This is a genomic window from Mesorhizobium sp. M0001 (genome assembly GCF_040324255.1).
Taxonomy (GTDB): domain Bacteria; phylum Pseudomonadota; class Alphaproteobacteria; order Rhizobiales; family Rhizobiaceae; genus Mesorhizobium.
In genome coordinates this window covers 17,755-41,506 of record NZ_JAMYVS010000001.1, presented here as the reverse complement: position 1 = coordinate 41,506, position 23,752 = coordinate 17,755, and the positions used below count along the sequence as shown (strand labels likewise).

Genomic DNA, 23,752 nt, shown 5'->3' with positions numbered 1-23,752 from the left:
ATGCGCTTTGTGTTTTACACCCACTCGGTCGTTTCCGACTGGAACCATGGCAATGCCCATTTCCTGCGCGGCGTCATGCGAGAGCTGGTCCAGCGCCGGCATCAGACTATTGCGCTGGAGCCGGCGAATGGCTGGAGCCGGTCGAATCTGCTGGCTGAGAAGGGGTCGTTCGCCATCGAACGCTTCCGCAAGGATTTTCCCGAACTGATGCCGGTGACCTACGACGCCGGATTTGATCACGAAGCCTGGATTGCCGAGGCCGACGTTGTGATCGTTCATGAGTGGACGGATCCGGAGCTTGTCGCACGTATTGGCCGTGCCCGGGCCGCCGGCGGCAACTTCATCCTTCTTTTTCACGACACCCACCACCGGGCCGTGTCTGCGACCGAGGCACTCTCGGCGCTCCGGCTGGAGCACTATGACGGCGTTCTCGCCTTTGGCGAAACCTTGCGCGAGAGCTATCTGCGCGCCGGCTGGGGCAAGCGCGTCTTCACTTGGCATGAAGCGGCGGACGATCGCCTGTTCAAGCCGCACCCGGAGATCCACCCCACCTCCGATCTGGTCTGGATCGGCAACTGGGGCGATGATGAGCGGACCGCCGAACTCAAGGAGTTTCTGATCGAGCCGGTGCACGATCTCGGCCTTCATGCCGCTGTTCACGGCGTACGCTACCCCAAGACCGCACTTGCGGATCTGGCCACCGCAGGACTGCGCTATGAGGGGTGGATCGCCAATGCCGACGTGCCGAAGGCCTTCGCCGCGCATCGTGTCACCGTTCACGTTCCACGGCGCCCCTATCGCGAGAGGTTGCCCGGAATCCCGACGATCCGCATGTTCGAGGCACTCGCCTGCGGCATTCCGCTGATTTCAGCGCCATGGTCCGATGTCGAGCAGCTTTTCAGGCCCGGTGTCGACTTCCTGTTTGCCGAGAATGGCTCGCAAATGCGGCAACAGCTTCGGACGGTGTTGTCCGACGAGGACTTTGCGGCCTCCCTGGTGACCTCGGGTCTCGAGACCATCCGCTCGCGGCACACCTGCCGCCACCGCGTCGACGAGTTGCTCGGCGTGCTCACGCAATGCGCGAACCGACACACCGCCGTCCCGACAGCCGCAAAGGAAGCCGTCGCATGAAGATCGCATTCTATGGATCGAGCCTTTTGTCGTCCTACTGGAACGGTGCCGCGACGTACTATCGCGGTTTGCTCAAGGCACTTTCGCAATTGGGTTACGAGATCACGTTCTACGAACCCGATGTCTACGACCGGCAGAAGAACCGCGACATCGAAGCTCCCGACTGGTGCACTGTCGTCGTTTATGAGGCGACCCAGCATGCGCTGATGCAGGTCGCGGCACGTGCCGCCGGCGCCGACATCGTCGTCAAGGCGAGTGGCGTCGGTTTCGAAGACGAGGCGCTGCTTCGCGCCGTTCTCGACCACGCCCGCAGCGACGCGCTTGTCGTATTCTGGGACGTGGATGCGCCAGCCACGCTTGCCCAGTTGCGCGACGAGCCGGACCACCCGCTCCATCGTGCACTGCAGGAGATCGACCTCGTGCTGACCTATGGTGGCGGCGATCCCGTTGTCTGGGCCTATCGTGCCATGGGCGCCAAGGAGTGCGTGCCCATCTACAATGCGCTCGATCCCGAAACGCACCATCCGGTCGCCAGCAAAGCGCGTTTTGCCTGCGACCTGGCGTTCCTCGGAAACCGGCTGCCGGACCGTGAAGCGCGTGTCGAATCGTTTTTCCTCGATCCCGCCAGCCAGCTGCCGAAACAGCGTTTCCTGCTCGGAGGCTCGGGTTGGGGCGACAAGCCGCTCCCCACCAATGTAGGCTGGCTCGGCCATGTCGGCACCCGCGATCACAACGCCTTCAATGTCACCCCAAAAGCCGTGTTGAACATCAGCCGCGACAGCATGGCCGCCAACGGTTTTTCACCGGCCACGCGAGTGTTCGAGGCGGCCGGCGCGGGCGCCTGTCTCATCACGGATGCATGGCTGGGCGTGGAACTGTTCCTGAAACCAGGCGAGGAGATCCTGGTCGCGCGTGACGGCGGCGATGTCGCCGAAATAATGCGCTCGCTGACCCCCGGGCGGGCCAAGGCAATCGGCCAAGCCGCACTTCACCGCGTGCTGGCGGACCATACCTACGCGCTTCGGGCGGATGTGGCGGATGCCGTCTTCAAACGTCATTTCGAGCACGGGGCCGTGGAGGCAGCGGAATGACCAAGAAACTGGACATCGTCTTTCTCGGCCTGTCGCTGTCCTCATCCTGGGGAAACGGCCACGCCACGACTTTCCGGGGTCTTTTGAAAGGCTTGCACGGACTCGGTCACCGGGTGACTTTTCTGGAGCGCAACGTGCCCTGGTACGCCAATCACCGCGATCTGCGCGATCCGGAGTTCTGCGCCTTGCGCTACTACGAAACCACTGCGGAGCTGCAACGCGACTACGCACAGTGCCTGGAGCAGGCCGACATCATCGTCATCGGATCCTTTGTTCCAGAAGGACGCCAGGTCATCGACATCGTCGCCTCGCTTTGCAAGGGGCAGCTCTGCTTTTACGACATCGACACCCCGGTGACCCTGGCCAAGCTTTCAGCCGACGATTGCGATTATCTGAGTTCGCGGCAAATTCCGTATTTCGATGTCTATTTCTCCTTCACTGGCGGACCAACGCTCAACCATCTGGCGCAAGACTTCGGCGCGCGTCATGCCGAACCTCTCTATTGTTCGGTCGATCCAGAACGGCATCACCCGACAGGAGATCCGATCCGCTGGGATCTCGGCTATCTCGGCACCTACAGCATGGACCGGCAGACAACGCTGAACGCTCTGCTGCTCGAGCCCGCACGGCATATGCCGAACCTCCGTTTCGTCGTGGCCGGCTCCCAATATCCATCCGACATCATCTGGCCGGACAATGTCGAACGCATCGAACATTTGCCGCCAGCCGATCACGCCGCGTTCTATAGCCGTCAGCGCTACACGCTGAATGTCACACGCAGTTCCATGATCACCGCAGGATGGTCGCCCAGCGTGCGCCTGTTCGAAGCGGCGGCTTGCGGCACGCCCATCGTCAGCGACCACTGGCCAGGGCTCGACAGCTTCTTTCCCGCATCGGCGATCCACACCGCCGCGGAGACGGACGAAGTCATCGATATCCTCGTTGGCGAGTCCGAGCGCGCACGCCTGGCCATGGCCGGCCGGGCTCGCAAACTCGTCCTCGCTTCCCACACCGGTGGGGCCAGGGCTCGCGAATTCGTGGCGGCGCTGACCCAACCAACGGCGACGGCCCTCGATCTCGACATTGGAAGTGCAGCATGAACGGCAGACAGGAGAAAACAGCGATGCGACAGACAAGAAAGGCGCACAGGGCAAAGACGGTGCTTGTTGCCGGCGGCGCGGGTTTCCTCGGTTCGCATCTTTGCGAAGTATTGCTCCGCAACGGCTGGCGCGTGATCTGCGTCGACAATTTTCTGACCGGGCGCATGGAAAACATCATCTCGATCATGGACCGGCCGGGTTTCCGGTTGATCGAGCAGGACATCTGCCGGCCATTGGATCTCGGCGAGCCCGTGGATCACATCTTCAACCTGGCCTGCGCCGCCTCACCGCCGCGTTATCAGGCCGACCCGATACACACCACGCGTACCTGCGTGATAGGAACCCTCAACCTGCTCGAACTCGCTGTCCGCAATGACGCGCGACTGCTGCAGGCCTCGACGAGCGAAGTGTATGGCGATCCGGAACAACACCCGCAAAGGGAGGATTATGTCGGCCATGTGAACTGCACCGGCCCACGCGCCTGCTACGACGAGGGCAAGCGCACCGCCGAAACGCTTTGCTTCGACTATCTAAGGGCCGGCAAGGCCGACGTCCGCGTCGCGCGCATCTTCAACACCTACGGTCCGAGAATGGATCCGGCCGACGGTCGCATCGTCTCGAATTTGATCATGCAGGCGCTCGAGAAGCGTCCGCTGACGATATTCGGCGACGGCCAGCAAACGCGATCCTTCTGCTATGTCTCCGACTTGATTGATGGATTGATGCGCCTGATGAACATCGACCCCAATCCGGGCAAGCCGGTCAATCTGGGCAATCCCGGAGAATTCACCATCGTGCGACTGGCGGCATTGGTGAAGGCGATGACCGGCACCAAGTCGGATCTGAAATTTCTGCCCCTGCCGCAAGACGATCCTCGGCGCAGGCAGCCTGATATTACGCGTGCGAAAACGCTGCTCGGCTGGTCGCCGAGAGTGCCGCTCAACGAAGGGCTCAAGCTGACGATCGATTATTTCGCGGCGCTCGAAGGCACCGGCATCGGCGATCAGATGACAGGCCTTGCCAAAAGGAGACCCGCAGGCGGGCTGCAGAACCTTCCTGCATGACGTGGGCCGCGGCCGGACCTGCCCGGAGATCGTGCGGAACATCCATCCAACCTTGTAGTTTGGCGGGAGGGACCCGATACGGAGGATCATCCTCATGCAACCCAAGCGACCCGCGAAGGATGTCGACAAGATTGCCGAACGCGAGGCGGCTGCCTATTTGCGGCGCTCCTCGATCACCTATCTCGAGTGCTGCGTCAGCTTGATGATGACGCATCTGCAGCGCGAGGAAGTGGCCGCTATTCTTGAGCAGGAAGCAGACATGCTGCGAAGGCTGGATTGATCGAAACGTTACACCTGAGATTCGTCCAGGAATCGTATCAGCCCCGCCCTGTATCGGTCTGCCGTCCCGGCCAGCCTTGCTTTTTCCTGGCCATTTTCGGATTGCGCAGCCGTGCTCCAGAGCCCGATTTGGAACGCCAAATAGCAGGGTTCGAAAAAATCGATGTGGCCATTATCAATATCGAGCCCCATCCCCTCGACCAATGTCGTCACATCGCTGTCGGATAGTCCATATTCGACACGGGCGCCGGCAATGTCCCACTCTATCGGCTGGCAGCCAATCAAATCGTGTGCCCGGCAATGGTCGACGGCATCTGTCTTGAGCACCGTGCCGTCGGCACAAACGAGAAACTCCCACGCGTGAAGCTTTCCGTCGATTTCCACCCGCTGCAGAACATACGCAGGGGTTTTTTTCGAGAGCCAACGGCGCAACGTCGCCGCTCGGTTCTCGCCCAGGGCTTCAGATGTATTGGAAACAGCCATTTCCGCGAGTGCGAGCAATGATGCACCCGGTTCGCAGGTTCGGAGATTGAGCGCCCGCCAGGTTAGATAGCGCGCCAACTCCGCGACCAGCCTTCCTCTTGGCAGCGGCGCCTGGTCCATCGTGGTGCCGTCAATCCACCGTTCGACCAGAAAGCCGTGGCAAAGCCCGACCACTTGCGATCCGAACCCGGCTTTCCCCAACATTTCCGCGGCTCGTCTCTTACGCCGTCCGGTTTCGCCGAGGCCGGCGAATTTGACGAGCCAGCGACCACACCCCGCGGACGCCAGGAATTTACGCCGCTCGATGCCGCGCGGGCTCGGCGGCCAATGCTTTTCGTCGACGTAGTGGACGCTCCTCCATTCGCCACCAGACAGTTCGGTCAGGCGTAATTCGGGGCTGCCGACCGCCTCGGCCACCCATTCGCTAAGCGTGGGAATGTTCGAGCTTTCGGGGAAGGTGCATTCGAGCGCCGTCGCCACATGTTTCGGACAGCGCGACCATGTCTCCCTGGCCTCCCGTGACGCTTCGATGCCCGGGTTGCCAGGATGGCTGGGAAACAGGTGAATGCGGTCCATACCAATACCCAGTTCCCGCAGCCACGCGACGACGGCGTGCATCGAACTGCCGGACAGACCGGGACCTTCGTCTACAACGGCGAAGCGTGCCGATGGATTGTTCTTCCAGGAAGCGATCGAGCGCGGATCGGCATTGATGTGCCTGCGGAAAGGATGGCCGACCGGACGAACGCTGAACGGCGCCGGCGCGCCAATCGCGGCAGCCACTATGGCGGCAAGCCCCAGGCCGATGCTGCGGATGCCGATCACGCATGTGTTCGCATCGAGACCTGACTCCTGCGCCGCTCCCAAATAGCTTTCGGGATAAAGCGCGTAATGCGCGTAACCCTCGGCAGAACCGGTCAGAACCTCAGCCTCGCAATCCAACCCGTCCAGCAGTTGGAGAAGTCCTGGGTCGATGCCACCGCCCACGGCGAAACCGCTTCGCCACGACTTCGCCACCTCGGCCGCAAGACCAACCAGCAATCTCGCGCCTTGCTGTTGCCGCGGCGAAAAGATGTCGATGCCGCTGGTCTCGAAATCGACATCGGCAAGCGCCCGAACCAGTTCCGATACGCTGATGAATAGTCCAACCAACGCGGCATGGCGTCGGAGGCCACGAGCCATGCGGTCCAGACTTTGAGCAATCTCGCTGGCAGCTTCGCGAAGCCGTTCTGCGCTCTGCCTCCGCTTCTGGTCGCCGTAAACGATCATCGATCGGTTTTCCAATGCTTTGCCTTGCGGCAACGCAGCGAGCGCTGCTTCGATCCATGCTGTCTTGCGCAATTTTTCGGCAGGCCAAGGAACATTCCGGCACGCTGGTGGTTCGGCGGCAGGAACTTACCTTTGAACAGCATAGGGCGGCAGTTTCGTGGGATCGAAAAAGGTTCGTGTCGGTATCGTCGGGGTCGGCAATTGCGCATCCTCCCTGGTGCAGGGCCTCTCCTATTATCGTCACGCAAAAAGCAACGAACCAATCCCAGGGCTGATGCATGCCGACCTCGGCGGCTACCATGTCGACGACGTCGAGATTGTCTGCGCGTTCGACGTCGCCAGGAGCAAGGTTGGCCTCGACGTCGCTGAAGCAATCTACGCCGCCCCCAACAACACGTTCCGCTTTGCCGATGCGGCGGCAAACGGCGTTCGCGTCGAGCGCGGACCGACACTTGACGGCATCGGAAAATACTTGCGCGACGAAATCGAGGAGGCGCCGGAGCCGGTTGCCGACGTCAGCGAAATCCTGCGCAACAGCGGCGCCGACGTGCTGGTCTCTTACCTGCCGGTGGGCTCCGAGGAGGCGACGCGCTTCTACGCCGAATGCGCGCTCGAGGCCGGCTGCGCCTTCGTCAACTGCATACCCGTTTTCATCGCCTCACGTCCGGAATGGCGCCGGCGCTTCGAGCAGCGAGGGCTGCCGCTGGTCGGCGATGATATCAAGAGCCAGGTCGGGGCGACCATCGTTCACCGCCTGCTGGCCAATCTCTTCCGCGAGCGCGGCGTGCGCATCGATCGCACTTATCAGCTGAATTTCGGCGGCAACACCGACTTCCTCAACATGCTGGAACGCGAGCGGCTGGAATCAAAGAAGATTTCCAAGACCCAGTCCGTGGCCAGCCAGTTCGATGTTCCCCTGGAGCCGGGCAATATTCATGTCGGACCCAGCGACCACGTACCGTGGCTGACCGATCGCAAATGGGCCTATATCCGGGTGGAAGGGACGACCTTCGGCGGCGTGCCGCTCAACGCCGAACTCAAGCTGGAAGTCTGGGATTCTCCAAATTCAGCCGGCGTGGTGATCGATGCGATACGCTGCGCCAAGCTTGCGCTCGATCGTGGCATAGCGGGAGCACTGACCGGCCCCTGCAGCTATTTCATGAAGTCGCCTCCCGAACAGTTCACCGACGCCGAAGCGCGGCAGCGCACGCTCGCTTTCATCGCCGGCAAGGACGAGCCTTTGCTGGATGCCGCGGAATGACGACAACGTTCTTTTTGATCCGTCATGCAGCGCACGACAATGTCGGCTCCTATCTTGCAGGACGGATGGACGGCGTTTGCCTTGGCGAGGCTGGGAAGGCGCAGGCCGCGCATCTTGGTGGCCGCATGGCCCGGGAGCCGATTGAAGCCATCTTGTGCAGCCCGCGTGAGCGTACGCAAGAGACGGCCGTGCCGATCGCGCTTGCCTGCGGCGTCGGCGAAATCGCGATCTGCGCCGAACTCGACGAGATCGATTTCGGCGATTGGTCGGGAAAGACTTTCGACGAGTTGAATGGCGATGCCGGTTGGCGGGCGTGGAACGACCAGCGGCAGGAGGCCAGGACACCGAGCGGCGAGACCATGCTGGATGTCCAGGAGCGGATCGTCGCACTGATGAACGCAGTGCGCGAGCGGCATCCGAATCAGTGTGTCGCCCTGGTCAGCCACGCCGACGTGATCAAAGCCGCCGTCTGCAAGGTGCTTGGCTTGCCGGTCGGCGACTGCTTCCGCTTCGACATCGATCCAGCCTCGATCACGACGATCGTGTCGGGTGACTGGGGCTCCAAGCTCCTGCGAATGAACGAAGCTGCCTGACGAGGACTTTCCGGATGCAGATGGTCATTTTCGGTCTCACCGTTACATCATCATGGGGCAACGGCCATGCCACGCTCTGGCGCGGACTGATCCGCGCCCTGGGTCGGCTGGGATGGTCCATCACCTTCTTCGAACGCGATACCCCCTACTATGCCGGGACGCGTGATCTCGATCGGCTCGATGGCGGCAACGTCGTCATTTATCCGGACTGGGAAGACATCCGTCGCGTTGCGGAGCGGGCAATGAAGCAAGCGGATGTCGTCGTCGTTACCTCCTACTGTGCCGACGCCGTGGAGGCCTCGCGGCTGGCGCAGCAGACAGGTCGCGGATTGCGTGTCTTCTACGATCTCGACACTCCGGTCACGCTTGCCCGCATCGAGCAAGGCGAGCGTCCGCCCTATTTCGGACCTGAGGGTCTTGCCGATTTCGACCTCGTTTTGAGTTACACCGGCGGCTCTGCGATCGAGGCGCTTAAGTCGGTTTTAGGCGCGCGTCACGTGGTGCCTCTCTATGGGCATGTCGATCCCGACCAACACCGGCCGGCAGAGAAGCGGGCCGAATTCGCCGGTGATCTGTCCTATCTCGGAACTTACGCGGCGGATCGCCAGGCCGGCGTCGAAAAGCTGCTGGTCCGCCCGGCCGCGCGCCTGCCCGACCACCGTTTCATCATTGGCGGCGCGCAATATCCGCAGGAATTCCCATGGAGCGACAACATCTTCTTTGTCAGGCATCTTCCGCCAGCCGACCATCCGGCTTTCTTCTCATCATCTCGCCTGACACTGAACGTCACCCGGGAGGCGATGGCGCAAAAGGGCTGGTGCCCGTCGGGACGGCTCTTCGAAGCGGCCGCGTGTGGGGCTGCCATCGTCACCGATGCATGGCCGGGCCTGGCCGAATTTTTCGAACCCGGCCGCGAAATCTTGTTGGCGCATGACACCGATGATGTGGTCGCCGCATTGCGATTGCCGGAGCGCGAGCTCGACGGCATTCGAAGGCGTGCCCGCGACCGGGTCTTGGGCGAACACACTTCCGCACGGCGCGCGGCGGAACTGGATCGCATCCTGAACGAGGCCTTTCAAAGATCTCCCGGCGAACCGATGAGGGAAGCGGTCTAATGTTGGGCATCGTACCCGCTGCCGGGCGCGGCAGCCGCATTCAGCCGCTCGGCTTCTCGAAAGAGCTGCTGCCGGTCGGTAGCCGGATCGATGGACAGACCGAGCGTCCATGCGCCGTGAGCGAGTATCTGGTACGGCGCATGGTGCAGGCCGGCGTCGACAAGATTTGCTTCATCATCGGATCGGGCAAATCCGACATCCTTGAATACTACGCCGCCGGCTACGGTGACGCGGCGGCTCTCTTCGTGGTGCAGCCGAACCCCGTCGGTCTGTGCGATGCGATCTTCCGGGCGGCGCCCCTCGTCGCGCCCGACGAGGTCGTCCTGGTCGGCCTTCCCGATACGATCTGGTTTCCCGAGGACGGTTTCCGCCATTTGCCCGACGATCAGCTCTCATTTCTGCTTTTCCCGGTGCATCAGCCGGAATTCTTCGACGCCGTCGTCACCGACGTCCACGAGCGCGTGATCGAAATCCAGGTCAAACGACAGGATGCCGCCACGAACTGGGTTTGGGGTGCGTTCAAGATGCCGGGCCATATCCTGCATCAGCTTGCGGCACTCTGGCGTGAGCGCGAGCGCAGTGACGAATATATCGGCACTTTGGTCAACGCCTATATTGCGGCCGGCGGTACAGCTTTTGGTGTCAGGGCTGGGTCGGACTATGTCGATGTCGGCACTTTCAACGGCTATCGAACAGCTCTGCGGTTGCTTGAAAACGACGCCTCATCCGCGCAGCGCCGGCCCACCATGATCATGCCCGGCGCGCAGTCGCATGTACCCGTCGTTCCTGGCGAAGGAGCCTGAGCCATGCTGCATTCCCATGCCGAAATCCGCCGCCGCATCGATGCGCTCGGCCCGTGGTTCCACAACATGGAACTTGCCGGCGTCGAAACCGCTCCCAACCATTTTCTGGGCAACTACCCGCTGATCAAATGGCGCAAATTTGCCAATGCCATTCCTGCTGATCTGACGGGCAAGGCGGTACTCGATATCGGCTGCAATGCAGGATTTTACTCCATCGAGATGAAGCGGCGAGGTGCTGACCGTGTCCTCGGCATCGATTTCGATGACGCCTATCTGGCCCAAGCTCGCTTTGCCGCCGAGGTTGCCGATTGCGAGATCGAATTCCAGAAGCTTTCGGTCTACGATGTCGGGTCGCTGCGCGAGACGTTCGATGTCGTGCTGTTCATGGGGGTGCTTTACCATTTGCGCCACCCCTTGCTCGCGCTCGACCTGATCCGCGAACATGTCGCCCGTGACCTGATGATCTTCCAGTCCATGCAGCGCGGCAGCGCGGATCTGCCCGAGTTGGAGGAAAACTATCATTTCTGGACGCATGACCTGTTCGACCAGCCGCAGTTTCCCAAGCTGCATTTCATCGAGCACCGCTATGCCGACGATCCCACCAACTGGTGGATTCCAAACCGCGCCTGCACCGAAGCGATGCTGCGCAGCGCCGGTTTCGAGATCGTTCTGCACCCCGAGCAGGAGGTCTATTTCTGCCGCGCAGCCGGGGACCCGGCCGGCGGCGGCGCCATCTACCCCTCGAAAGGACAGCTCCATGATTGAAGCCGCCATGATCTGGAACGAGCCCAACAACAAATCGCATTGGGACCCAGAGCTCGATCCCGATTGGAGCCGCTTTGCCAGGATGGCGATCTTGTCGGCTGACGCAATCGCGTCGGAGAACCCGTCTTTGACGAAAGTACTCGGTGGCATCTCGCCGATAGATCCGGGCTTTATCACCCGCATGAAGGAATTCGGCGTGCTGGACCATGTCGATGCCGTCGCCGTGCACGGCTTTCCGCTCGACTGGAACCTGTGGCAGATCCACGAATGGCCACAGAAGATCGGCGAGATCGCGACCGTCACCAACCTTCCCATCTGGGTCAGCGAAGTCGGCGTATCGACCTTCGGCGCGGAAGAAATCCAGGTTTGGGGGCTCAAGCGCACCGCCGAGTTGCTGATTGGCAACGCACCACGCATCCAGTGGTACAGCCTCTACGATCTTCCGCGCGAATGGGAAGCAACGACGCGGCATCGCGAGGCGGAGGGCTCTTCTTACTATCGACATTTCCACATGGGGCTGCTGCGCCAGGACGGTACGCCAAAACCTGCGCTGGAGGAGTTCCTGCGCTACACGCCCGCAATGGGGCTGGTGCAGTGGTTTCATTTCGAGGACCCCCGGCTGGACGATGCCGTCGCCTGGATGAAGCGGCTGGGCGTCACCAATATGCGCACGGGGCTTTCCTGGGCAGACAGCTTCCGGCCGAACGCGCTGGACTGGTTCGACCGGCAGATGGAGGCACTCGCCGATTTCGACGTGACGGTCACCTTTTGCTTTACACCGCAGCATCGCGGAATGATGCCCCACCACACCAGCCCGCCACTGGCGCCGGAGGAGTTCGCGGAATTCTGCGCAACCATGATCCGCCGCTATGCGCCCGGCATGACGTCCGCTTCGCTCCCGACGCGGCGGGCCTCGGCAGCGTGAAAGTGTCATGCTGCCAATGCATCAGACGCCTGACACATTGGACGAATTAGCGGCATCATCGGCAGGTGGTGCGGCATACGGGACCGAGGCGCAACCAGCCGCGGCGCTCACTGTCCTCAATGTCGCCTACCCTCTCGCACCCGTCGGACCCGATGCTGTCGGCGGTGCCGAACAGGTTCTGTCGATGCTCGATCGGGAGCTGGTTCGCGCCGGCCACCGCTCTATCGTCATTGGCTGCCGCGGCTCCAGCGCGAGCGGTACCCTTGTGGAAATACCGGCTGAAAACGGCGTGCTCGACGAGGCGGCGAAGAGCCGCGCGCAGCAGGCTCATCGCAAAGCGATCGCCGCTGCCCGCGCCCGATGGCCGATCGATGTGGTTCATCTGCACGGCATCGATTTTCATGCCTATCTGCCCGACGATGGTCCGACCCTGGTGAGCCTCCACCTGCCCTTGGACTGGTATCCGGCCGAGGCTCTGCGACCGACGCGCGACGACCTGTGGCTCCATGCGGTCTCGCCCACCCAGCAGCAAACGGCGCCACCAGGGGCCAGACTGGTGGCGCCGATTCCCAACGGCGTTGACATCGAAGCACTGAGCCTGGTGCAGCCGAAGCGAGACTTTGCCCTGGTTCTCAGCCGGGTCTGCCCGGAAAAGGGCATTCACCTGGCCCTGGACGCGGCCAAACAGGCGCGCGTGCCCCTGGTCATCGGCGGCAAGGTCTATCCCTACGAAACACATACGCGCTACTTTCGCGACGAGGTCCAATCCCGTCTTGATGCTCGCCGCCGCTTCCTGGGCCCGCTCGGCTTTAACGCCAAGAGGCGCTTTCTCAACGCAGCCCGCTGTCTGGTCATTCCAAGCCTCGCCGCCGAGACAAGCTCGCTTGTCGCCATGGAGGCCCTCGCCTGCGGTACCCCGGTGGTCGCATTCCCGAATGGTGCGCTTGCGGATGTCATCGAGCACGGCAGGACGGGCTTTCTCGTCAACACAGTCGACGAGATGGCCCAAGCCATTCTTGCGGCGCCCAGCCTGGACGCCGAGGCGTGCCGGGTGGAGGCGCGACGGCGGTTTTCGCTGGAACGGATGATCTCGTCGTATATGGCTGCCTATCAGGCGCTGGCACAACTTGGCACAGATTGCCGGCGCTTCGCTGCGGCACCGTGAGAAAAGCAGTGTTGCGCAGCGAAATCATCGATGACCCCGTAAAATTCGATGCCTTGACGCCGCACTGGTGGAAACTGTGGGAGCAGAGTTCCTCTGCGACGCCGTTCCAATCCCCCGCCTGGCTGGTGCCATGGTGGCGCGCATTCGCACCCGGTGAACTGGCGACAGTCGCGGTCTGGCGTGGCGGCGATCTGGTCGGGCTGGCGCCACTCTATCTCGAGCATGGAACGGCCGGTTCGAAGCTGCTTCCGGTCGGCATTTCGCTCAGCGATTATCTGGACATCCTGGCTGTCCAGGATATCGAGGCGGCGGTCGTGTCCACAATTGCCGAAACGATCTGCTCGGTCGGGTGGTCACAATGGATCTTGTCTGATCTGCCGCAAAACAGTGCCGGTCTTACGATCGCGCATCCCGGTTTAACGGTCGAGAGGCCGGTAATTCATGCAGCCTGCCCCGTGCTTGCTGTTGCCGGCGACGAAACGTTGGCCGGCTGCGTTCCCGCTCGGCGCAGGCGCCAGTTGCGCCGGGCGCGCCAAGCGGCGTCCAGACGCGGCCGGCTCGCGTTGGCGTCAGCTCGGGGTGATCACCAGAACTTCCTGAATCAATTGATCCGCCTGCACCATGCACGCTGGGTTGGACATGGAGGTGGTGTATTGGCCGACCCCGCCGTGCAGCACTTCCATGAGCTTTCACTTCCCTTGCTCGATGCTCACGGTCTGGTCCGATGCTGGTTGCTCGCGATCGATGGCACGACTGTCGCCGCCTATTACGGATTTCACCACCGCGGCCGCGCCTATGCCTATCTCGGCGGCCTCGATCCTGCTTATGCCGAGGAGAGCCCAGGGGCGATCCTGATCGGCCACGCGATCGCGGAGTCGATCCGCGAGGATGCGCGCGAGTTCGACTTCCTGCGCGGCCAGGAGCCCTACAAATACGGCTGGGGCGCCGTTGACAGGTGGACGATGCGGAGGATCTGGACGCGGAGTTGATGTCATGAGTGTGCACGCGCAGCGCCGGACATCGGTCAGACGGGCGGTCGAAGATTGCATGGCCGATGGTGCCTGCGCCGAAGCTGTTCTCGTCAGGCTGGCGCTTCACCTGCCGCCCACAATTGAAGCGGCGGAATTGGCGGAGGTCGTGCTGAAAGTCCGTCCGGCGGATACCGGCGATGCTGAAAGACTGCGAAAGGTCGCTGGACTGCTGCGCCACAAACCGGGCGTCCTTGCCACTTTGCGAGCGACAGGCGGCGCCGTTCGGCATGAACGCGGTAACGGCGAGACGGATATCGCCGTCGTCACGCGGCTGGCCTCGAGTTTTGATGCCGCGGCAGCAATTTCGACAGCCGCAAGTGTCCAGTTAGGATCCCTTGGCGATGACGAGCGGCTGACAGCCATGACCGACGAAATCGTTGAATGGCTCGAGGCGCGAGAATTCACCGGAATTGAACGAGACATTCTCGACATCGGTTGCGGCATCGGACGTTTCGAGCGCGCGCTGTTCAATTCCTTCAAGCGGATGGTCGGCATCGACATATCGTCGCGGATGATCTCTATCGCCTCCGAGCAATGCGCAACGCTCGGCAATGTCGAACTGCGCCAAACCTCCGGTCTCGATCTGGCCGACTTCGACGACGACAGTTTCGATTGCGTGTTGGCGGTCGACAGCTTTCCCTACCTGGTCCTGGCCGGCATGGCTGAGCGGCTTTTCGATGAAATTGCGCGCGTTCTCAAACGGCCGGGCCGGCTCGCATTGCTGAACTATTCTTATCGCGGATCGCTTTCTTTGGACCGGGCCGACATCGGCCGTCTTGCGCAAGCTCACCAATTGCGGGTCGTCATCGACGGCGAGAAGCCGTTTCGGTCATGGGATGGCGACGCCTTCCTGCTTGCTGGGTGAGACGGAACATTACAGCGCGATGCCGGTTCGGGCGTCGGCACCGATCGGTGTCCTGGATTCGAAGGAGGAGATCATGGCATCCGGCGGCAAAAAGCATTTCGGCCAAGGCAGCCAAGGCAAAGGTGCCGGCGCCGGCGCAATGACCACCTTGGACAAGGACAAGATCGAGGAAAACGCGGTTTTGTCCAACCGCGACAGGAAGCAGCATGGCCGAGAGCGCGGGCTGGACGGCAATCGAACCAAGTCCGATCAATTTCAGGATCACGCCGCAAACCGGTTGCTGAAGGACTGACGCCACCGCGCCGCGTCTTGCCGCGGCACGGAGGAAAAACTGTGCAAGGGCCGCCGGTGAGCCTCTCAGCGGCCGACAACGCCTTGTAGTGCCGAGCGCTCATCCACCAGACTTGGATCTAGGGATGCTATCAAGAGAACGTGATGTCTCATTCGAGCGACGATACCACGGATCTGCTTGTCGAGATGGCAGTGGATCGGGAGATTGCTTCCCTGCTGGCCGCCATAGAGCAGGAAAAGATACCAGACCGCCTATCCAAGCTGGCGATCGAATTGCAAAATGCTCTCGTCGAGAAGCATCGGCGAGACGTGAAGAGCTGATTATCTGCGGCTGTCGACCTCTATATCGAGCTGACCATCCGACAGCTGATTTCGCCTTTCTATCAATGTCTGCAACGAGCTCTCCCCGAGTAGCTCAAGGATGTTGGCGCGGGCACGGTTCAGCCGGCTCTTGACCGTCCCTACCGCGCAGCCGCAGATTTCGGCGGTTTCCTCGTAGCCCACTCCTAAAACGCCGATCAGCATCAGCACCTCGCGCTGATGTTCGGGCAGCTTTTGGATGGCGCCGTGAACTTCCTTGCTCTGAACGGTCCATTCCTGGGTAGCTTCCGAAATCGGTCTCGAAGACGCGCAGTCGAGAAGGCCTGGCGCTTCCCGTGCAGCGATCTTGATCCGCGTGTAGTAGGTGTTGCGCATGATGGTGAAGAGCCACGACTTCATGCGTGTACCGGGTTCGAACTTGTCGATGTTGGCGAGCCCTTTGGTCAACGTTTCCTGCACCAGATCGTCGGCATCGTCTGGAACGCGGCAGAAGGTGCGCGCGAAAGCCCGCAGGGCAGGTATCAGATCAACGATGGAAACGTCATTGGTTTGTTGGTCGGCCAAGAGATAGCCTCCGGATGACAATGGTCCAGCTCCCAGAAGAAAGAGTGAATGAACGAAGCCAGAGCTAAATGCATGGAAGTTTGGTTCGTTCCCGCCGTTGGAAACAACTCTTCGAAAATTCCACCGGGCGCGAACACGCCGACTACGGTCTTCCCCCAAACACGCCCACTTCAAAGGAACGAAACACCATGCCGAGCTTCATTCCCGGGAACCTCGCCGGTGCGTTTGGCTGTGCAGGGCATGGACCGAGTCGTGCGGCTGGTAACGCGCAAACCACTGCCTGACAAACCTATTGGCGAACCACGTGGCGAACTCGGCTACCATCGATACATAGCGATAATGGTTGGCCCGGAGGACATGTTAAAGTCGTTGATTTTATCGATTTGTCGGCGCGGGTGAAATCCAGCAATCGGTCGAAGTTGCCGGGCAGTCGGCCAACGACCATGCTCGTCCAGCACTTGCTCTATTCTGCCCTCCGATCGGGCTAAGCCGATGAAATACCGGGTTGATTCACCCTTGACGGCGTCGCCGAACGGCGTGCTGTGGCGTACAATCTGCAGCTGCTCTCCGAAGCTGGCTGTTGCGGTGCTGTGCAACTCGCTTTGGCGAAAATCACGGATGACGATCAGCGCTTGAGTGAGCGCCCGAACCGGTCCTCGATCCGCGACTGCAGGAACTCGAGCCCCATCGAGAGCAGCCAATAGATCATCGAGGCGGTGATGAGCATCTCGATGTGGCGGAACTCGGTCTGGCCCTGCGTGCGTGCGAGATACATGATCTCCCAGACCCCGACCACCGAGACCAGCGAAGAATCCTTCAGCATCGCAATGAACTGGTTGCCGGTTGGCGGCACGATGACCCGCATCGCCTGCGGCAGGATCACCAGGAACATCGTCTGGTTAGCGCTAAGGCCGAGTGCCGTAGCACCCTCGGTCTGGCCGCGCGAGATGCTTTCGATGCCGGCCCGGAAGATCTCGGTCATGTACGCGCCGTAGCAGAGCGACAGCGCCATGATACCGGCCGGCACGGCGCCGATCACATAGCCAATCTGCGGCAGGCCGAGATAGATGATGTAGATCTGCATCAGCAACGGCAAGCCACGAAACAGAGAGGTATAGAAGGTCGCCAAGCCATAGACCACGCCGTTGCGGGAAAGTTTGGCGATGGCGCCAACGAAGGCGATGAGGGTGGCGATGGCGATCGAAATGGCCGAAATGTAGAGGGTCGTCACCACACCCTTCGAGACGAGGAAGCCGATCTTCTTGGCGATGAACGCGAAGGACAAGTCGAAGGAATAGAAAAACAACATTAGCAACACGAACAGCTCTATCCAAACTGCCACAATCTGCTGTTTGCGGCTGAGATACCGCAGCGCGTTCCAGTTCGCCACCAAGATCAATGCGATCAGCACCGCCGAGACCGCCCGCCCGACGTCCGGGTTGGCGGCGAGCCACTCGACCGACCCCGGAACGAGCTTGCCGAGCCAACTCGCTTTGATGCCGAGCCCATACAGGCCGGCGGCGATGGCGGCGAGCACGAAGAACACGCCAACGCGGCGCGCCGCGTCCGGGTGGTTGAGCAATAGTCGGCCGATCACGTCTTCGATCTCCCTGCGGTCAGCGGGCCCGCTCGCGCCACCAATCCTGCGCCTGCAGCTTCCAGTAGGTGAGTTGCGCAACCGCAAGTCCAGCCGGGCCGCCCGCCCAGGCAAGGCCGAAGGGTGCGAACAGCCGGTACCGGTCCGATTGTCCCAGTATGGCTTCGGCGATCAACTTGCCGGCGACCGCCGTGGTGTTGATGCCATGGCCACCAAAAGCCGTGAGGTACCAGACGCCCGGCTGCAACGGGCCTATCTGGGGCATCATGTGCCGGGCATAAGACATGAGCCCGGACCAGGCGAGTTCGGTCTTGAGGTGTTCGAGCTGCGGATAAGTGGTGACCATCTCACGGCGCAATTGCCTCGCCAACACGCCCGATGAGGCTGCCCGGGTGGTGATGCGCCCTCCCCAGAGCAGCCGCCTGCCGTCTTCGACAACACGGTAATAATCGCCTGCGCGACGGTTATCGCCGACGGCGTCGGTCGTCGTAATCGCCTTGGCGATGAGGTCAGGCGCCTCCTCGCTCACCATAACGTAAGTGGCGATAGGCAGGAATGCCCGCTGCAGCCGACCGACCAGTGGCCCCGTATATCCGCCGGTGGCAACTACGGCCTGGCGGGCGCGCACTTCGCCGCTGTCGGTACGCAAGATCTTTTCGGCGCCGTCAAGGTTAGCTTCAACGGCAGCCGTTCTCTCGTATATCCTGCCGCCCAGCCGTTCGATTTCGCCCGCAACGGCGCGCAGATAGTTAAGCGGATGCATGTGGAAGGCGCTGGGATCGCGCAGGCCTTGGTGGTAGCGATCCGAATGCAGCACCGCTCGCACCTGGTCGCGATCGAGATAGTCGAGCCGATAGTCGAAATCCCGCGCCAGTTGCTCCGCATATGCCTTGAGCGCGGCGCCGCCATCGTGGCGAAGCACGCTCAATATACCGGAGCGCGGCTCTGCCGCCTTGATGTCTAGATCGCGGATCGTCTGCCGCACGAAGTCGACGCCTTCGATGGACAGGCGGTGCAGTTTTTGTGCCGCGTCGACGCCGGCCATCGCGGCGATGTTGTCGGTGCCGGTGGCGAAACCGGGATTGACGAAGCCGCCATTGCGACCGGAGGCGCCGAAGCCTATCCGCTGCGCCTCAAGAACGACGACCTGCTGGCCGGCGCGAGCCAGCTGCAACGCCGTCGTCAGGCCGGCCAGTCCGCCGCCGACAACGACTGTCTCGCACTCGGAAACGCCGCTCAGCGGCGGCCTGATGGTGTTGTCGGCAAGCGTGCGTCGGTAATAGGTGTCAGGACATGTCATGATCAATATGATGAGGTGGCAGCACTAGAGCATTTTGCAGGCAGGCGGAGCCGCCCGGTGTCGTGGAAATGCGGCTGAAACAAAACAGATGGAGCGGGATGTTCAATTGAAGGCATCCCGCTCAAGCTTTATCCACGACGCTCCTCAGTCGGCGCTGTAATCCTTGCCGTACCACTTGGTGGTCAGTTTCGCGAGGGTACCGTCCTTCTTCATCTCGTCGAGAATGCCGCCGATCTTGGCATTCCACTCGGCATCACCTTTTTCCGCGATCACCACCAGCGGCTCACGGAAGGCATAGCCGCCTTCCAGGACACGCAACGGGTAGCCGTTCTTTATCGCGTTCTGAGCCGTCTGTTCTGGTGCGATGACCGCGTTGAGGCGCACGCCGTCGCCAAGCCTCAAATCGTCGAACGGCAGCATTGAGTCGGCGAAAGTCCTGATCTCACCTGGCTCCAGCTTGTATTCGATGGGCGGCAGGCCGGGAGCATCGATCTCGAGTTGTCTGCGGATGAAATCCTCCGACGTGGTGGCGGTCTCGACGCCGATGATCTTACCGTTCAGGTCGGCGACCGATTTGGCCGGGCTGTCCTTGTGAACCACGTAAACGTAGGGGCTATAATAATAGATGCCTTCGAAATCGATCACCTTGGCCCGCGCTTTGGTCGGCGTCACCGAGCCGACACCCAGATCGTAGCGTCCCTGCCAATGGCCGCCCGTCATCGTCGCCCAGTCCGGCGTGTCGAAACTGACCTCCACACCGAGGCGCCTTGCGATCTCCTTCGAGACGTCGATATCGAAGCCGACCAACTGATTACTGTCGTCGAGGAAACTCTGCGGCGGCCAACCGCTGTTTGTGGCGACCACCATTGCCTTCTTCGAGGTAACCCGGTCGATGGTTTCACCCGCCGACGCCGCAGACGCGAACGCGAGCGTGGTAGTGGCCAAGGCCAGCCACGCGATCAATTTCCTCACTTGAACCTCCCTCTTCATCGTCATTCAGACATATGCTTCCCAGAGCGCGCTCCCGTAGAGAAACAGCAATTGAGAGCGCGGCATGAGATCGATCTCATATCAGCACACATATCGACGAGGGGATCAAGTCCTTTTTCAAGTAGCCAGTTGTCCTCCGGGGGCGCAAGCATCGGCACCCGCACGGTGCGGCGGAACCCGCGTTTGATGTGACGCGCGTGACTTTCAAGACAGAGGAACGAAGGTCTACTTCAACCTACACAGCATCATAGACAGATGGCGGCACAGGATGGCTTGCTGTCTACGAGTTTCCGATGTTCCGGTTAAGCATGGGTGCGCGGCACACCGGCAGCAGCACCAGCAGGATGATGGCGGAGTCGACCCAGAGGACCCTGTTCACGCCCATCGTGTCGACGATCTGACTGGTCGCTAGGGTACCCACGGAGATGGCAAGATTGAAAGTGAAGCAGTAGATGGCCGTCGCGGTCTCCGCGCTTTCTGGTGCTGCACTCAGCACCCACGTCTGCAGCGTGATGGGCGCCGCGCCATACGCGAAGCCCCACACCAGCAGCAGGATGGTTCCTGTGAGCGGCGTGACCCCGAGCAAAGGGAAGAGAGCCAGCGTGGCGCCGAGCCCAATGACGATGCAGGCCAATGTGCGACCGACGGATTTGGCGGCCCAGACGCCTGCGACGGCGTTGCCAATCATTCCGAGAATGCCATACCCCAACAGTAGCCAGCCTATGCTCCCTGCAGTGACGCCCGAGACCTCCAGCAACACCGGGCTCACGAAGGTGTAGGCACCGTAGTGAGCAGCCACCAGCAGTGCGGTCGCAACCACGCCCGCCAGAAGGGCGGGATTGCGCAATTGCGCACGCAGGGCTTTCACCTCCACAGGCTGCGCCGCCTCCAGCTTCGGAAGCACAAGCAGGGCGGCGAGCAGTATGGCAAAGCTCAGACCGGCGAGAGACCAGAACGCGCCGCGCCAGCCGACTAGATCACCGATGATCGTGCCGGCCGGCACGCCCAGCACCGCAGCGGCACTTACACCGCCGAAGACAATAGTCATGGCGCGCGGCACGGACGGTCCAGGAACAAGGCGTACTGCGATGCTCCCGGCTATCGCCCAAAAGCCACCGATGGTGATCCCGACGAGCAGCCTGGACGCGAGCAGAACGGGAAAGTTCGTTGCAAGCGCTGAAATCACGCTCGCCGCAGCCATTGCCGCGAGCAGGCCCGCCATCAGAATACGCCGGTCGAGCCTCCCCACTGCCAACGGCAAACCGATAGAAGCGAACGCCGCAATTACGCCGGGTATCGTCACCGTGAGACCGCCACTCCCAATAGAGACATTCAACTCGGAAGAAATTGCCGGAATCAGCCCCACAGGGAGTTGCTCCGCAGTGATCATCGAAAAAATACCCAGCGATACGGTGAGCACGGAGAGCCACATGCGAACAGTGGCTCCCTGTTTCTCCTGAAGGGCTGCTTTGGTCAGAGACATGATCACCTCCAGCCCGCAAGAAGGCACTCGACGCCGACGTTTCGGGCAAATGTTAGAGAGACGGATCGGGCAATTGATCCCGGCCTGACTTCAGATAATCTGTCCACCGTGGATTGATAATGGAGGGAAATATGGATGGTGAATTCACGAAACGTGAATGAAAGAGGTGATTGCAGTTGGACCGGCTGACCAGCATGACCGTGTTTGCCAACGTCGTCGGTGAAGGCAGCTTCGCTGGAGCGGCCAAGCGGATGCGACTATCGCCAGCGGCCGTGAGCAAGCATGTCCAAATGCTGGAAGAGTGGCTTGGCGCACGCCTTCTCAACCGGACGACCCGGCGCATCAGCCTGACAGAGGTCGGCGCCTCCGTCTACGAGCGCAGTCTGCGCATAATCGAGGATGTCGAGGAAGTTCGTACGAGCGCGGCCGAGAGCAAGACACGTCCGACCGGCTCACTGCGTGTCAGCGCGCCGATCTCCTTCGGCGCGATGCACCTTGGGAGAGTCGTTGCAGAATATCTCGCGGTCTATCCGGAGGTGTCGGTTGAGTTGGTGTTGGACGACCGTGTGGTTGATATCGTGGAAGAGGGCTTGGATGTCGCGGTACGCATCGCTCCACTCACGGTTTCCAATCTGGTTGCTCGCCGAATCGCGCCCTCACGCGAGGTGGTCTGCGCTTCGCGCGACTATCTGGACAGACGCGGGCGTCCCACAAAGCCGTCGGATCTCCACGACCATGATTGTCTGGACTACGCGTTGCGCGCCAGCCGCGGAAAATGGCGGTTCGACGGACCAAAGGGGGAAGTGGCGGTAAAAATCACTGCACGGATGACGGCAACGAACGGGCAGCTCCTGCGCGATGCGGCGCTGGGTGGAGCAGGCATAGTACTTTGCCCCACTTTCCTTGTTGGAGAAGCCATTCGTTCGGGCCAGCTGGAGACAGTGATGCCCCAGTTCAAGCCGGTAAGCCGGTCGATATACGCGATGTACCCGTCAAGAAGGCATCTTTCCGCCAAAGTTCAAAGCTTCGTGACGCTTCTCGCCGCCCGCTTTGGTGAGAACCCACCTTGGGACAACTTTGGACCATGACGACTGGAATGTTGAGCCCAGAGGCCGCGCGCACTTGCACGGCCTTACTGTGCATGGGACCAGCACCCTGGGCCAAGGGGCGGTGCATATCGAGCCGTCCAGCACCTTTTCGAGACTGAAGCATCCGCTATTTGCCGACGGTCAGTCGCTGAGGCTCAATCCACCGCCCATCCTAAGCGCCGCCACAGCGCAAGTTGTAGCATCTGCGGTGTCTCCGGTTCTCTGCGGCCACCGGCGGAACGGGTTGTAAGCAGGCGCGTTCCTCCAGCGTCAAGCTTGGAGAACATACATGGATGACGAGCTGCGCCTGAAGTTACAAGAGCTGAGCCAAAGCATGCAAACGCGAGCGGCCGAACTTTCGACGCTCGGCGGCAGCGCAGACATAAGTACGGTGATGTCGGGGATCGCCGTCGCTCTGGAGGCGCTACTGGTGATTGCCGAAGAGATGAAAACGCCACGTTCCGGCCCTTCGGTCCTGCCCGACGCTACATGAACATCTCCGATCGTTTGGGAGAGGCTCCAGAGCGAGAGCGCCTACCGCTCACCAGCAAATCGCTCGCCGAGGAACTGGCTTTAATCCACATTCTGGGTTGGAGAGTGGAGAGCGCAATCTACTCGGTGGAGTACTCCAGGTGGGGTGAGCGTCGGCAGAAATGGATTTTGCACTCGACGATGCCTTTTGGGTAATCGAGGACGGCCTTAGGACGGAGGACCACGATGGCTTGGATGGCCGCAATTTGCCCGATTACAGATGAGCAGGCGCTCGTTAATTCGGAGACAGTTGGTGACATCCGGGAGTTTCGCTGTCCGAGTTGCGGCGACTTCAAAATCACGAACTCGGCCACCGCGATGTTCAAAGGCCTATCGGCAGAACAGATGTTGGAGCGCTTCGAATACGCTAGAGCAATCGCGGGCGACAACGCGATCACAGTGACGACGGAACATGGATCTATCGATACCGAAGATCAATAGAATACCCGCCCGATAAGCCGGTTCCCAGCGCATCTCCTCACTTGCTGCCCTGAGACCATTTGACTGCCGGTCCAGGTAGTGGGCAGTTTGAAGGTAGAAGCTCACGTCAACATGGCCAGACCATTTTTACACTGCCGATCTGCGAGGCCAGCAACGCCTCTCGTGAGGGGCAAGGCATTGGGCATCGAACGTCTCGGACCGGTCGG

The 23,752-nt window shown here is 61.2% G+C and carries 25 protein-coding genes; 19 read left to right on the top strand and 6 right to left on the bottom strand.

Annotated features, from left to right (window positions below):
* The 5 genes from NKK50_RS00195 to NKK50_RS00175 all read left to right on the top strand — a co-directional run bounded on the left by NKK50_RS00195 (nucleotide 1) and on the right by NKK50_RS00175 (nucleotide 4,666).
* The gene (locus NKK50_RS00195) at nucleotides 1-1,131 is read left to right on the top strand and encodes a CgeB family protein (protein ID WP_023744469.1); all 1,131 of its coding nucleotides are present in this window, start codon (nucleotides 1-3) and stop codon (nucleotides 1,129-1,131) included.
* The gene (locus NKK50_RS00190) at nucleotides 1,128-2,222 is read left to right on the top strand and encodes a CgeB family protein (RefSeq protein WP_023667985.1); all 1,095 of its coding nucleotides are present in this window, start codon (nucleotides 1,128-1,130) and stop codon (nucleotides 2,220-2,222) included. The genes NKK50_RS00195 and NKK50_RS00190 overlap by 4 nt, the downstream gene beginning before the upstream one ends.
* Complete coding sequence (locus NKK50_RS00185; protein WP_023681097.1) at nucleotides 2,219-3,322, top strand: CgeB family protein; 1,104 nt, start codon at nucleotides 2,219-2,221, stop codon at nucleotides 3,320-3,322. Before NKK50_RS00190 ends, NKK50_RS00185 begins: the two co-directional genes overlap by 4 nt.
* Before the next feature lie 23 nt (nucleotides 3,323-3,345).
* Nucleotides 3,346-4,386: a UDP-glucuronic acid decarboxylase family protein gene (locus NKK50_RS00180; RefSeq protein ID WP_023744467.1), complete on the top strand. Its 1,041-nt coding sequence runs from the start codon at nucleotides 3,346-3,348 to the stop codon at nucleotides 4,384-4,386.
* Nucleotides 4,387-4,480: 94 nt separating this feature from the next.
* Nucleotides 4,481-4,666 carry a hypothetical protein gene (locus NKK50_RS00175; protein WP_023667982.1) on the top strand — a complete coding sequence of 62 codons (186 nt, stop codon included), beginning with the start codon at nucleotides 4,481-4,483 and terminating at the stop codon, nucleotides 4,664-4,666.
* A gap of 8 nt (nucleotides 4,667-4,674) precedes the next feature.
* Here the strand turns inward: NKK50_RS00175 and NKK50_RS00170 are convergent, their stop codons facing one another.
* The gene (locus NKK50_RS00170; RefSeq protein WP_245265754.1) at nucleotides 4,675-6,489 is read right to left on the bottom strand and encodes a hypothetical protein; all 1,815 of its coding nucleotides are present in this window, start codon (nucleotides 6,487-6,489) and stop codon (nucleotides 4,675-4,677) included.
* A gap of 85 nt (nucleotides 6,490-6,574) precedes the next feature.
* Between NKK50_RS00170 and NKK50_RS00165 the strand changes: the two genes are divergently transcribed.
* The 11 genes from NKK50_RS00165 to NKK50_RS00115 all read left to right on the top strand — a co-directional run bounded on the left by NKK50_RS00165 (nucleotide 6,575) and on the right by NKK50_RS00115 (nucleotide 15,552).
* The gene (locus tag NKK50_RS00165; protein ID WP_023736084.1) at nucleotides 6,575-7,678 is read left to right on the top strand and encodes an inositol-3-phosphate synthase; all 1,104 of its coding nucleotides are present in this window, start codon (nucleotides 6,575-6,577) and stop codon (nucleotides 7,676-7,678) included.
* Nucleotides 7,675-8,271 (top strand): histidine phosphatase family protein, encoded by a 597-nt coding sequence (locus tag NKK50_RS00160; protein WP_023667978.1) that lies wholly within the window; start codon nucleotides 7,675-7,677, stop codon nucleotides 8,269-8,271. The genes NKK50_RS00165 and NKK50_RS00160 overlap by 4 nt, the downstream gene beginning before the upstream one ends.
* A gap of 14 nt (nucleotides 8,272-8,285) precedes the next feature.
* Nucleotides 8,286-9,386, top strand: coding sequence for a CgeB family protein (locus NKK50_RS00155; protein ID WP_023699986.1), 1,101 nt, complete (start codon nucleotides 8,286-8,288; stop codon nucleotides 9,384-9,386).
* Nucleotides 9,386-10,189, top strand: a complete 804-nt coding sequence (locus NKK50_RS00150; RefSeq protein ID WP_352542999.1) for a sugar phosphate nucleotidyltransferase — start codon at nucleotides 9,386-9,388, stop codon at nucleotides 10,187-10,189. Before NKK50_RS00155 ends, NKK50_RS00150 begins: the two co-directional genes overlap by 1 nt.
* A gap of 3 nt (nucleotides 10,190-10,192) precedes the next feature.
* Nucleotides 10,193-10,954, top strand: a complete 762-nt coding sequence (locus NKK50_RS00145; protein WP_023687791.1) for a TIGR04290 family methyltransferase — start codon at nucleotides 10,193-10,195, stop codon at nucleotides 10,952-10,954.
* The gene (locus NKK50_RS00140) at nucleotides 10,947-11,879 is read left to right on the top strand and encodes a glycoside hydrolase 5 family protein (protein WP_023699985.1); all 933 of its coding nucleotides are present in this window, start codon (nucleotides 10,947-10,949) and stop codon (nucleotides 11,877-11,879) included. Before NKK50_RS00145 ends, NKK50_RS00140 begins: the two co-directional genes overlap by 8 nt.
* Nucleotides 11,880-11,886: 7 nt before the next feature.
* Nucleotides 11,887-13,044 carry a glycosyltransferase gene (locus tag NKK50_RS00135; RefSeq protein ID WP_023744465.1) on the top strand — a complete coding sequence of 386 codons (1,158 nt, stop codon included), beginning with the start codon at nucleotides 11,887-11,889 and terminating at the stop codon, nucleotides 13,042-13,044.
* 8 nt (nucleotides 13,045-13,052) lie between these two features.
* Nucleotides 13,053-14,033 (top strand): GNAT family N-acetyltransferase, encoded by a 981-nt coding sequence (locus NKK50_RS00130; RefSeq protein WP_023696375.1) that lies wholly within the window; start codon nucleotides 13,053-13,055, stop codon nucleotides 14,031-14,033.
* A 4-nt stretch (nucleotides 14,034-14,037) separates the two neighbouring features.
* Nucleotides 14,038-14,940, top strand: a complete 903-nt coding sequence (locus tag NKK50_RS00125) for a class I SAM-dependent methyltransferase (protein WP_023744463.1) — start codon at nucleotides 14,038-14,040, stop codon at nucleotides 14,938-14,940.
* A gap of 73 nt (nucleotides 14,941-15,013) precedes the next feature.
* Complete coding sequence (locus NKK50_RS00120) at nucleotides 15,014-15,232, top strand: hypothetical protein (protein WP_023741848.1); 219 nt, start codon at nucleotides 15,014-15,016, stop codon at nucleotides 15,230-15,232.
* Between the two features lie 143 nt (nucleotides 15,233-15,375).
* Nucleotides 15,376-15,552 carry a hypothetical protein gene (locus NKK50_RS00115; RefSeq protein WP_023696378.1) on the top strand — a complete coding sequence of 59 codons (177 nt, stop codon included), beginning with the start codon at nucleotides 15,376-15,378 and terminating at the stop codon, nucleotides 15,550-15,552.
* Here the strand turns inward: NKK50_RS00115 and NKK50_RS00110 are convergent, their stop codons facing one another.
* From NKK50_RS00110 to NKK50_RS00090, 5 genes are all read right to left on the bottom strand, one after another.
* Nucleotides 15,553-16,116 carry a sigma-70 family RNA polymerase sigma factor gene (locus NKK50_RS00110; protein ID WP_023667968.1) on the bottom strand — a complete coding sequence of 188 codons (564 nt, stop codon included), beginning with the start codon at nucleotides 16,114-16,116 and terminating at the stop codon, nucleotides 15,553-15,555.
* A gap of 625 nt (nucleotides 16,117-16,741) precedes the next feature.
* Nucleotides 16,742-17,713 carry an amino acid ABC transporter permease gene (locus tag NKK50_RS00105; RefSeq protein WP_023687785.1) on the bottom strand — a complete coding sequence of 324 codons (972 nt, stop codon included), beginning with the start codon at nucleotides 17,711-17,713 and terminating at the stop codon, nucleotides 16,742-16,744.
* A gap of 19 nt (nucleotides 17,714-17,732) precedes the next feature.
* The gene (locus NKK50_RS00100; RefSeq protein WP_023833999.1) at nucleotides 17,733-19,013 is read right to left on the bottom strand and encodes an NAD(P)/FAD-dependent oxidoreductase; all 1,281 of its coding nucleotides are present in this window, start codon (nucleotides 19,011-19,013) and stop codon (nucleotides 17,733-17,735) included.
* Nucleotides 19,014-19,157: 144 nt separating this feature from the next.
* Complete coding sequence (locus tag NKK50_RS00095) at nucleotides 19,158-19,985, bottom strand: transporter substrate-binding domain-containing protein (protein WP_023736090.1); 828 nt, start codon at nucleotides 19,983-19,985, stop codon at nucleotides 19,158-19,160.
* A gap of 298 nt (nucleotides 19,986-20,283) precedes the next feature.
* Nucleotides 20,284-21,486 carry an MFS transporter gene (locus NKK50_RS00090; protein WP_023712240.1) on the bottom strand — a complete coding sequence of 401 codons (1,203 nt, stop codon included), beginning with the start codon at nucleotides 21,484-21,486 and terminating at the stop codon, nucleotides 20,284-20,286.
* Between the two features lie 176 nt (nucleotides 21,487-21,662).
* Here NKK50_RS00090 and NKK50_RS00085 point away from each other — a divergent pair, with 176 nt between their 5' ends.
* The 3 genes from NKK50_RS00085 to NKK50_RS00075 all read left to right on the top strand — a co-directional run bounded on the left by NKK50_RS00085 (nucleotide 21,663) and on the right by NKK50_RS00075 (nucleotide 23,546).
* A complete protein-coding gene (locus NKK50_RS00085) occupies nucleotides 21,663-22,574 on the top strand; it encodes a LysR family transcriptional regulator (RefSeq protein ID WP_023744461.1) in 912 nt (303 codons plus the stop codon).
* Between the two features lie 289 nt (nucleotides 22,575-22,863).
* Nucleotides 22,864-23,067, top strand: coding sequence for a hypothetical protein (locus NKK50_RS00080; RefSeq protein WP_023667962.1), 204 nt, complete (start codon nucleotides 22,864-22,866; stop codon nucleotides 23,065-23,067).
* Nucleotides 23,068-23,291: 224 nt separating this feature from the next.
* On the top strand, nucleotides 23,292-23,546 hold the full coding sequence (locus tag NKK50_RS00075) for a hypothetical protein (RefSeq protein ID WP_352542998.1): 255 nt from the start codon (nucleotides 23,292-23,294) through the stop codon (nucleotides 23,544-23,546).
* The last annotated feature ends 206 nt before the right edge of the window (nucleotides 23,547-23,752 follow it).

Coding starts and splice junctions, on each gene's coding strand:
- NKK50_RS00195 (WP_023744469.1), top strand. CDS start 1: ATGCGCTTTGTGTTTTACACCCACTCGGTCGTTTCCGACTGGAACCAT.
- NKK50_RS00190 (WP_023667985.1), top strand. CDS start 1,128: ATGAAGATCGCATTCTATGGATCGAGCCTTTTGTCGTCCTACTGGAAC.
- NKK50_RS00185 (WP_023681097.1), top strand. CDS start 2,219: ATGACCAAGAAACTGGACATCGTCTTTCTCGGCCTGTCGCTGTCCTCA.
- NKK50_RS00180 (WP_023744467.1), top strand. CDS start 3,346: ATGCGACAGACAAGAAAGGCGCACAGGGCAAAGACGGTGCTTGTTGCC.
- NKK50_RS00175 (WP_023667982.1), top strand. CDS start 4,481: ATGCAACCCAAGCGACCCGCGAAGGATGTCGACAAGATTGCCGAACGC.
- NKK50_RS00160 (WP_023667978.1), top strand. CDS start 7,675: ATGACGACAACGTTCTTTTTGATCCGTCATGCAGCGCACGACAATGTC.
- NKK50_RS00155 (WP_023699986.1), top strand. CDS start 8,286: ATGCAGATGGTCATTTTCGGTCTCACCGTTACATCATCATGGGGCAAC.
- NKK50_RS00150 (WP_352542999.1), top strand. CDS start 9,386: ATGTTGGGCATCGTACCCGCTGCCGGGCGCGGCAGCCGCATTCAGCCG.
- NKK50_RS00145 (WP_023687791.1), top strand. CDS start 10,193: ATGCTGCATTCCCATGCCGAAATCCGCCGCCGCATCGATGCGCTCGGC.
- NKK50_RS00140 (WP_023699985.1), top strand. CDS start 10,947: ATGATTGAAGCCGCCATGATCTGGAACGAGCCCAACAACAAATCGCAT.
- NKK50_RS00135 (WP_023744465.1), top strand. CDS start 11,887: ATGCTGCCAATGCATCAGACGCCTGACACATTGGACGAATTAGCGGCA.
- NKK50_RS00125 (WP_023744463.1), top strand. CDS start 14,038: ATGAGTGTGCACGCGCAGCGCCGGACATCGGTCAGACGGGCGGTCGAA.
- NKK50_RS00120 (WP_023741848.1), top strand. CDS start 15,014: ATGGCATCCGGCGGCAAAAAGCATTTCGGCCAAGGCAGCCAAGGCAAA.
- NKK50_RS00115 (WP_023696378.1), top strand. CDS start 15,376: ATGTCTCATTCGAGCGACGATACCACGGATCTGCTTGTCGAGATGGCA.
- NKK50_RS00100 (WP_023833999.1), bottom strand. CDS start 19,013: ATGACATGTCCTGACACCTATTACCGACGCACGCTTGCCGACAACACC.
- NKK50_RS00090 (WP_023712240.1), bottom strand. CDS start 21,486: ATGTCTCTGACCAAAGCAGCCCTTCAGGAGAAACAGGGAGCCACTGTT.
- NKK50_RS00080 (WP_023667962.1), top strand. CDS start 22,864: ATGGATGACGAGCTGCGCCTGAAGTTACAAGAGCTGAGCCAAAGCATG.
- NKK50_RS00075 (WP_352542998.1), top strand. CDS start 23,292: ATGGCTTGGATGGCCGCAATTTGCCCGATTACAGATGAGCAGGCGCTC.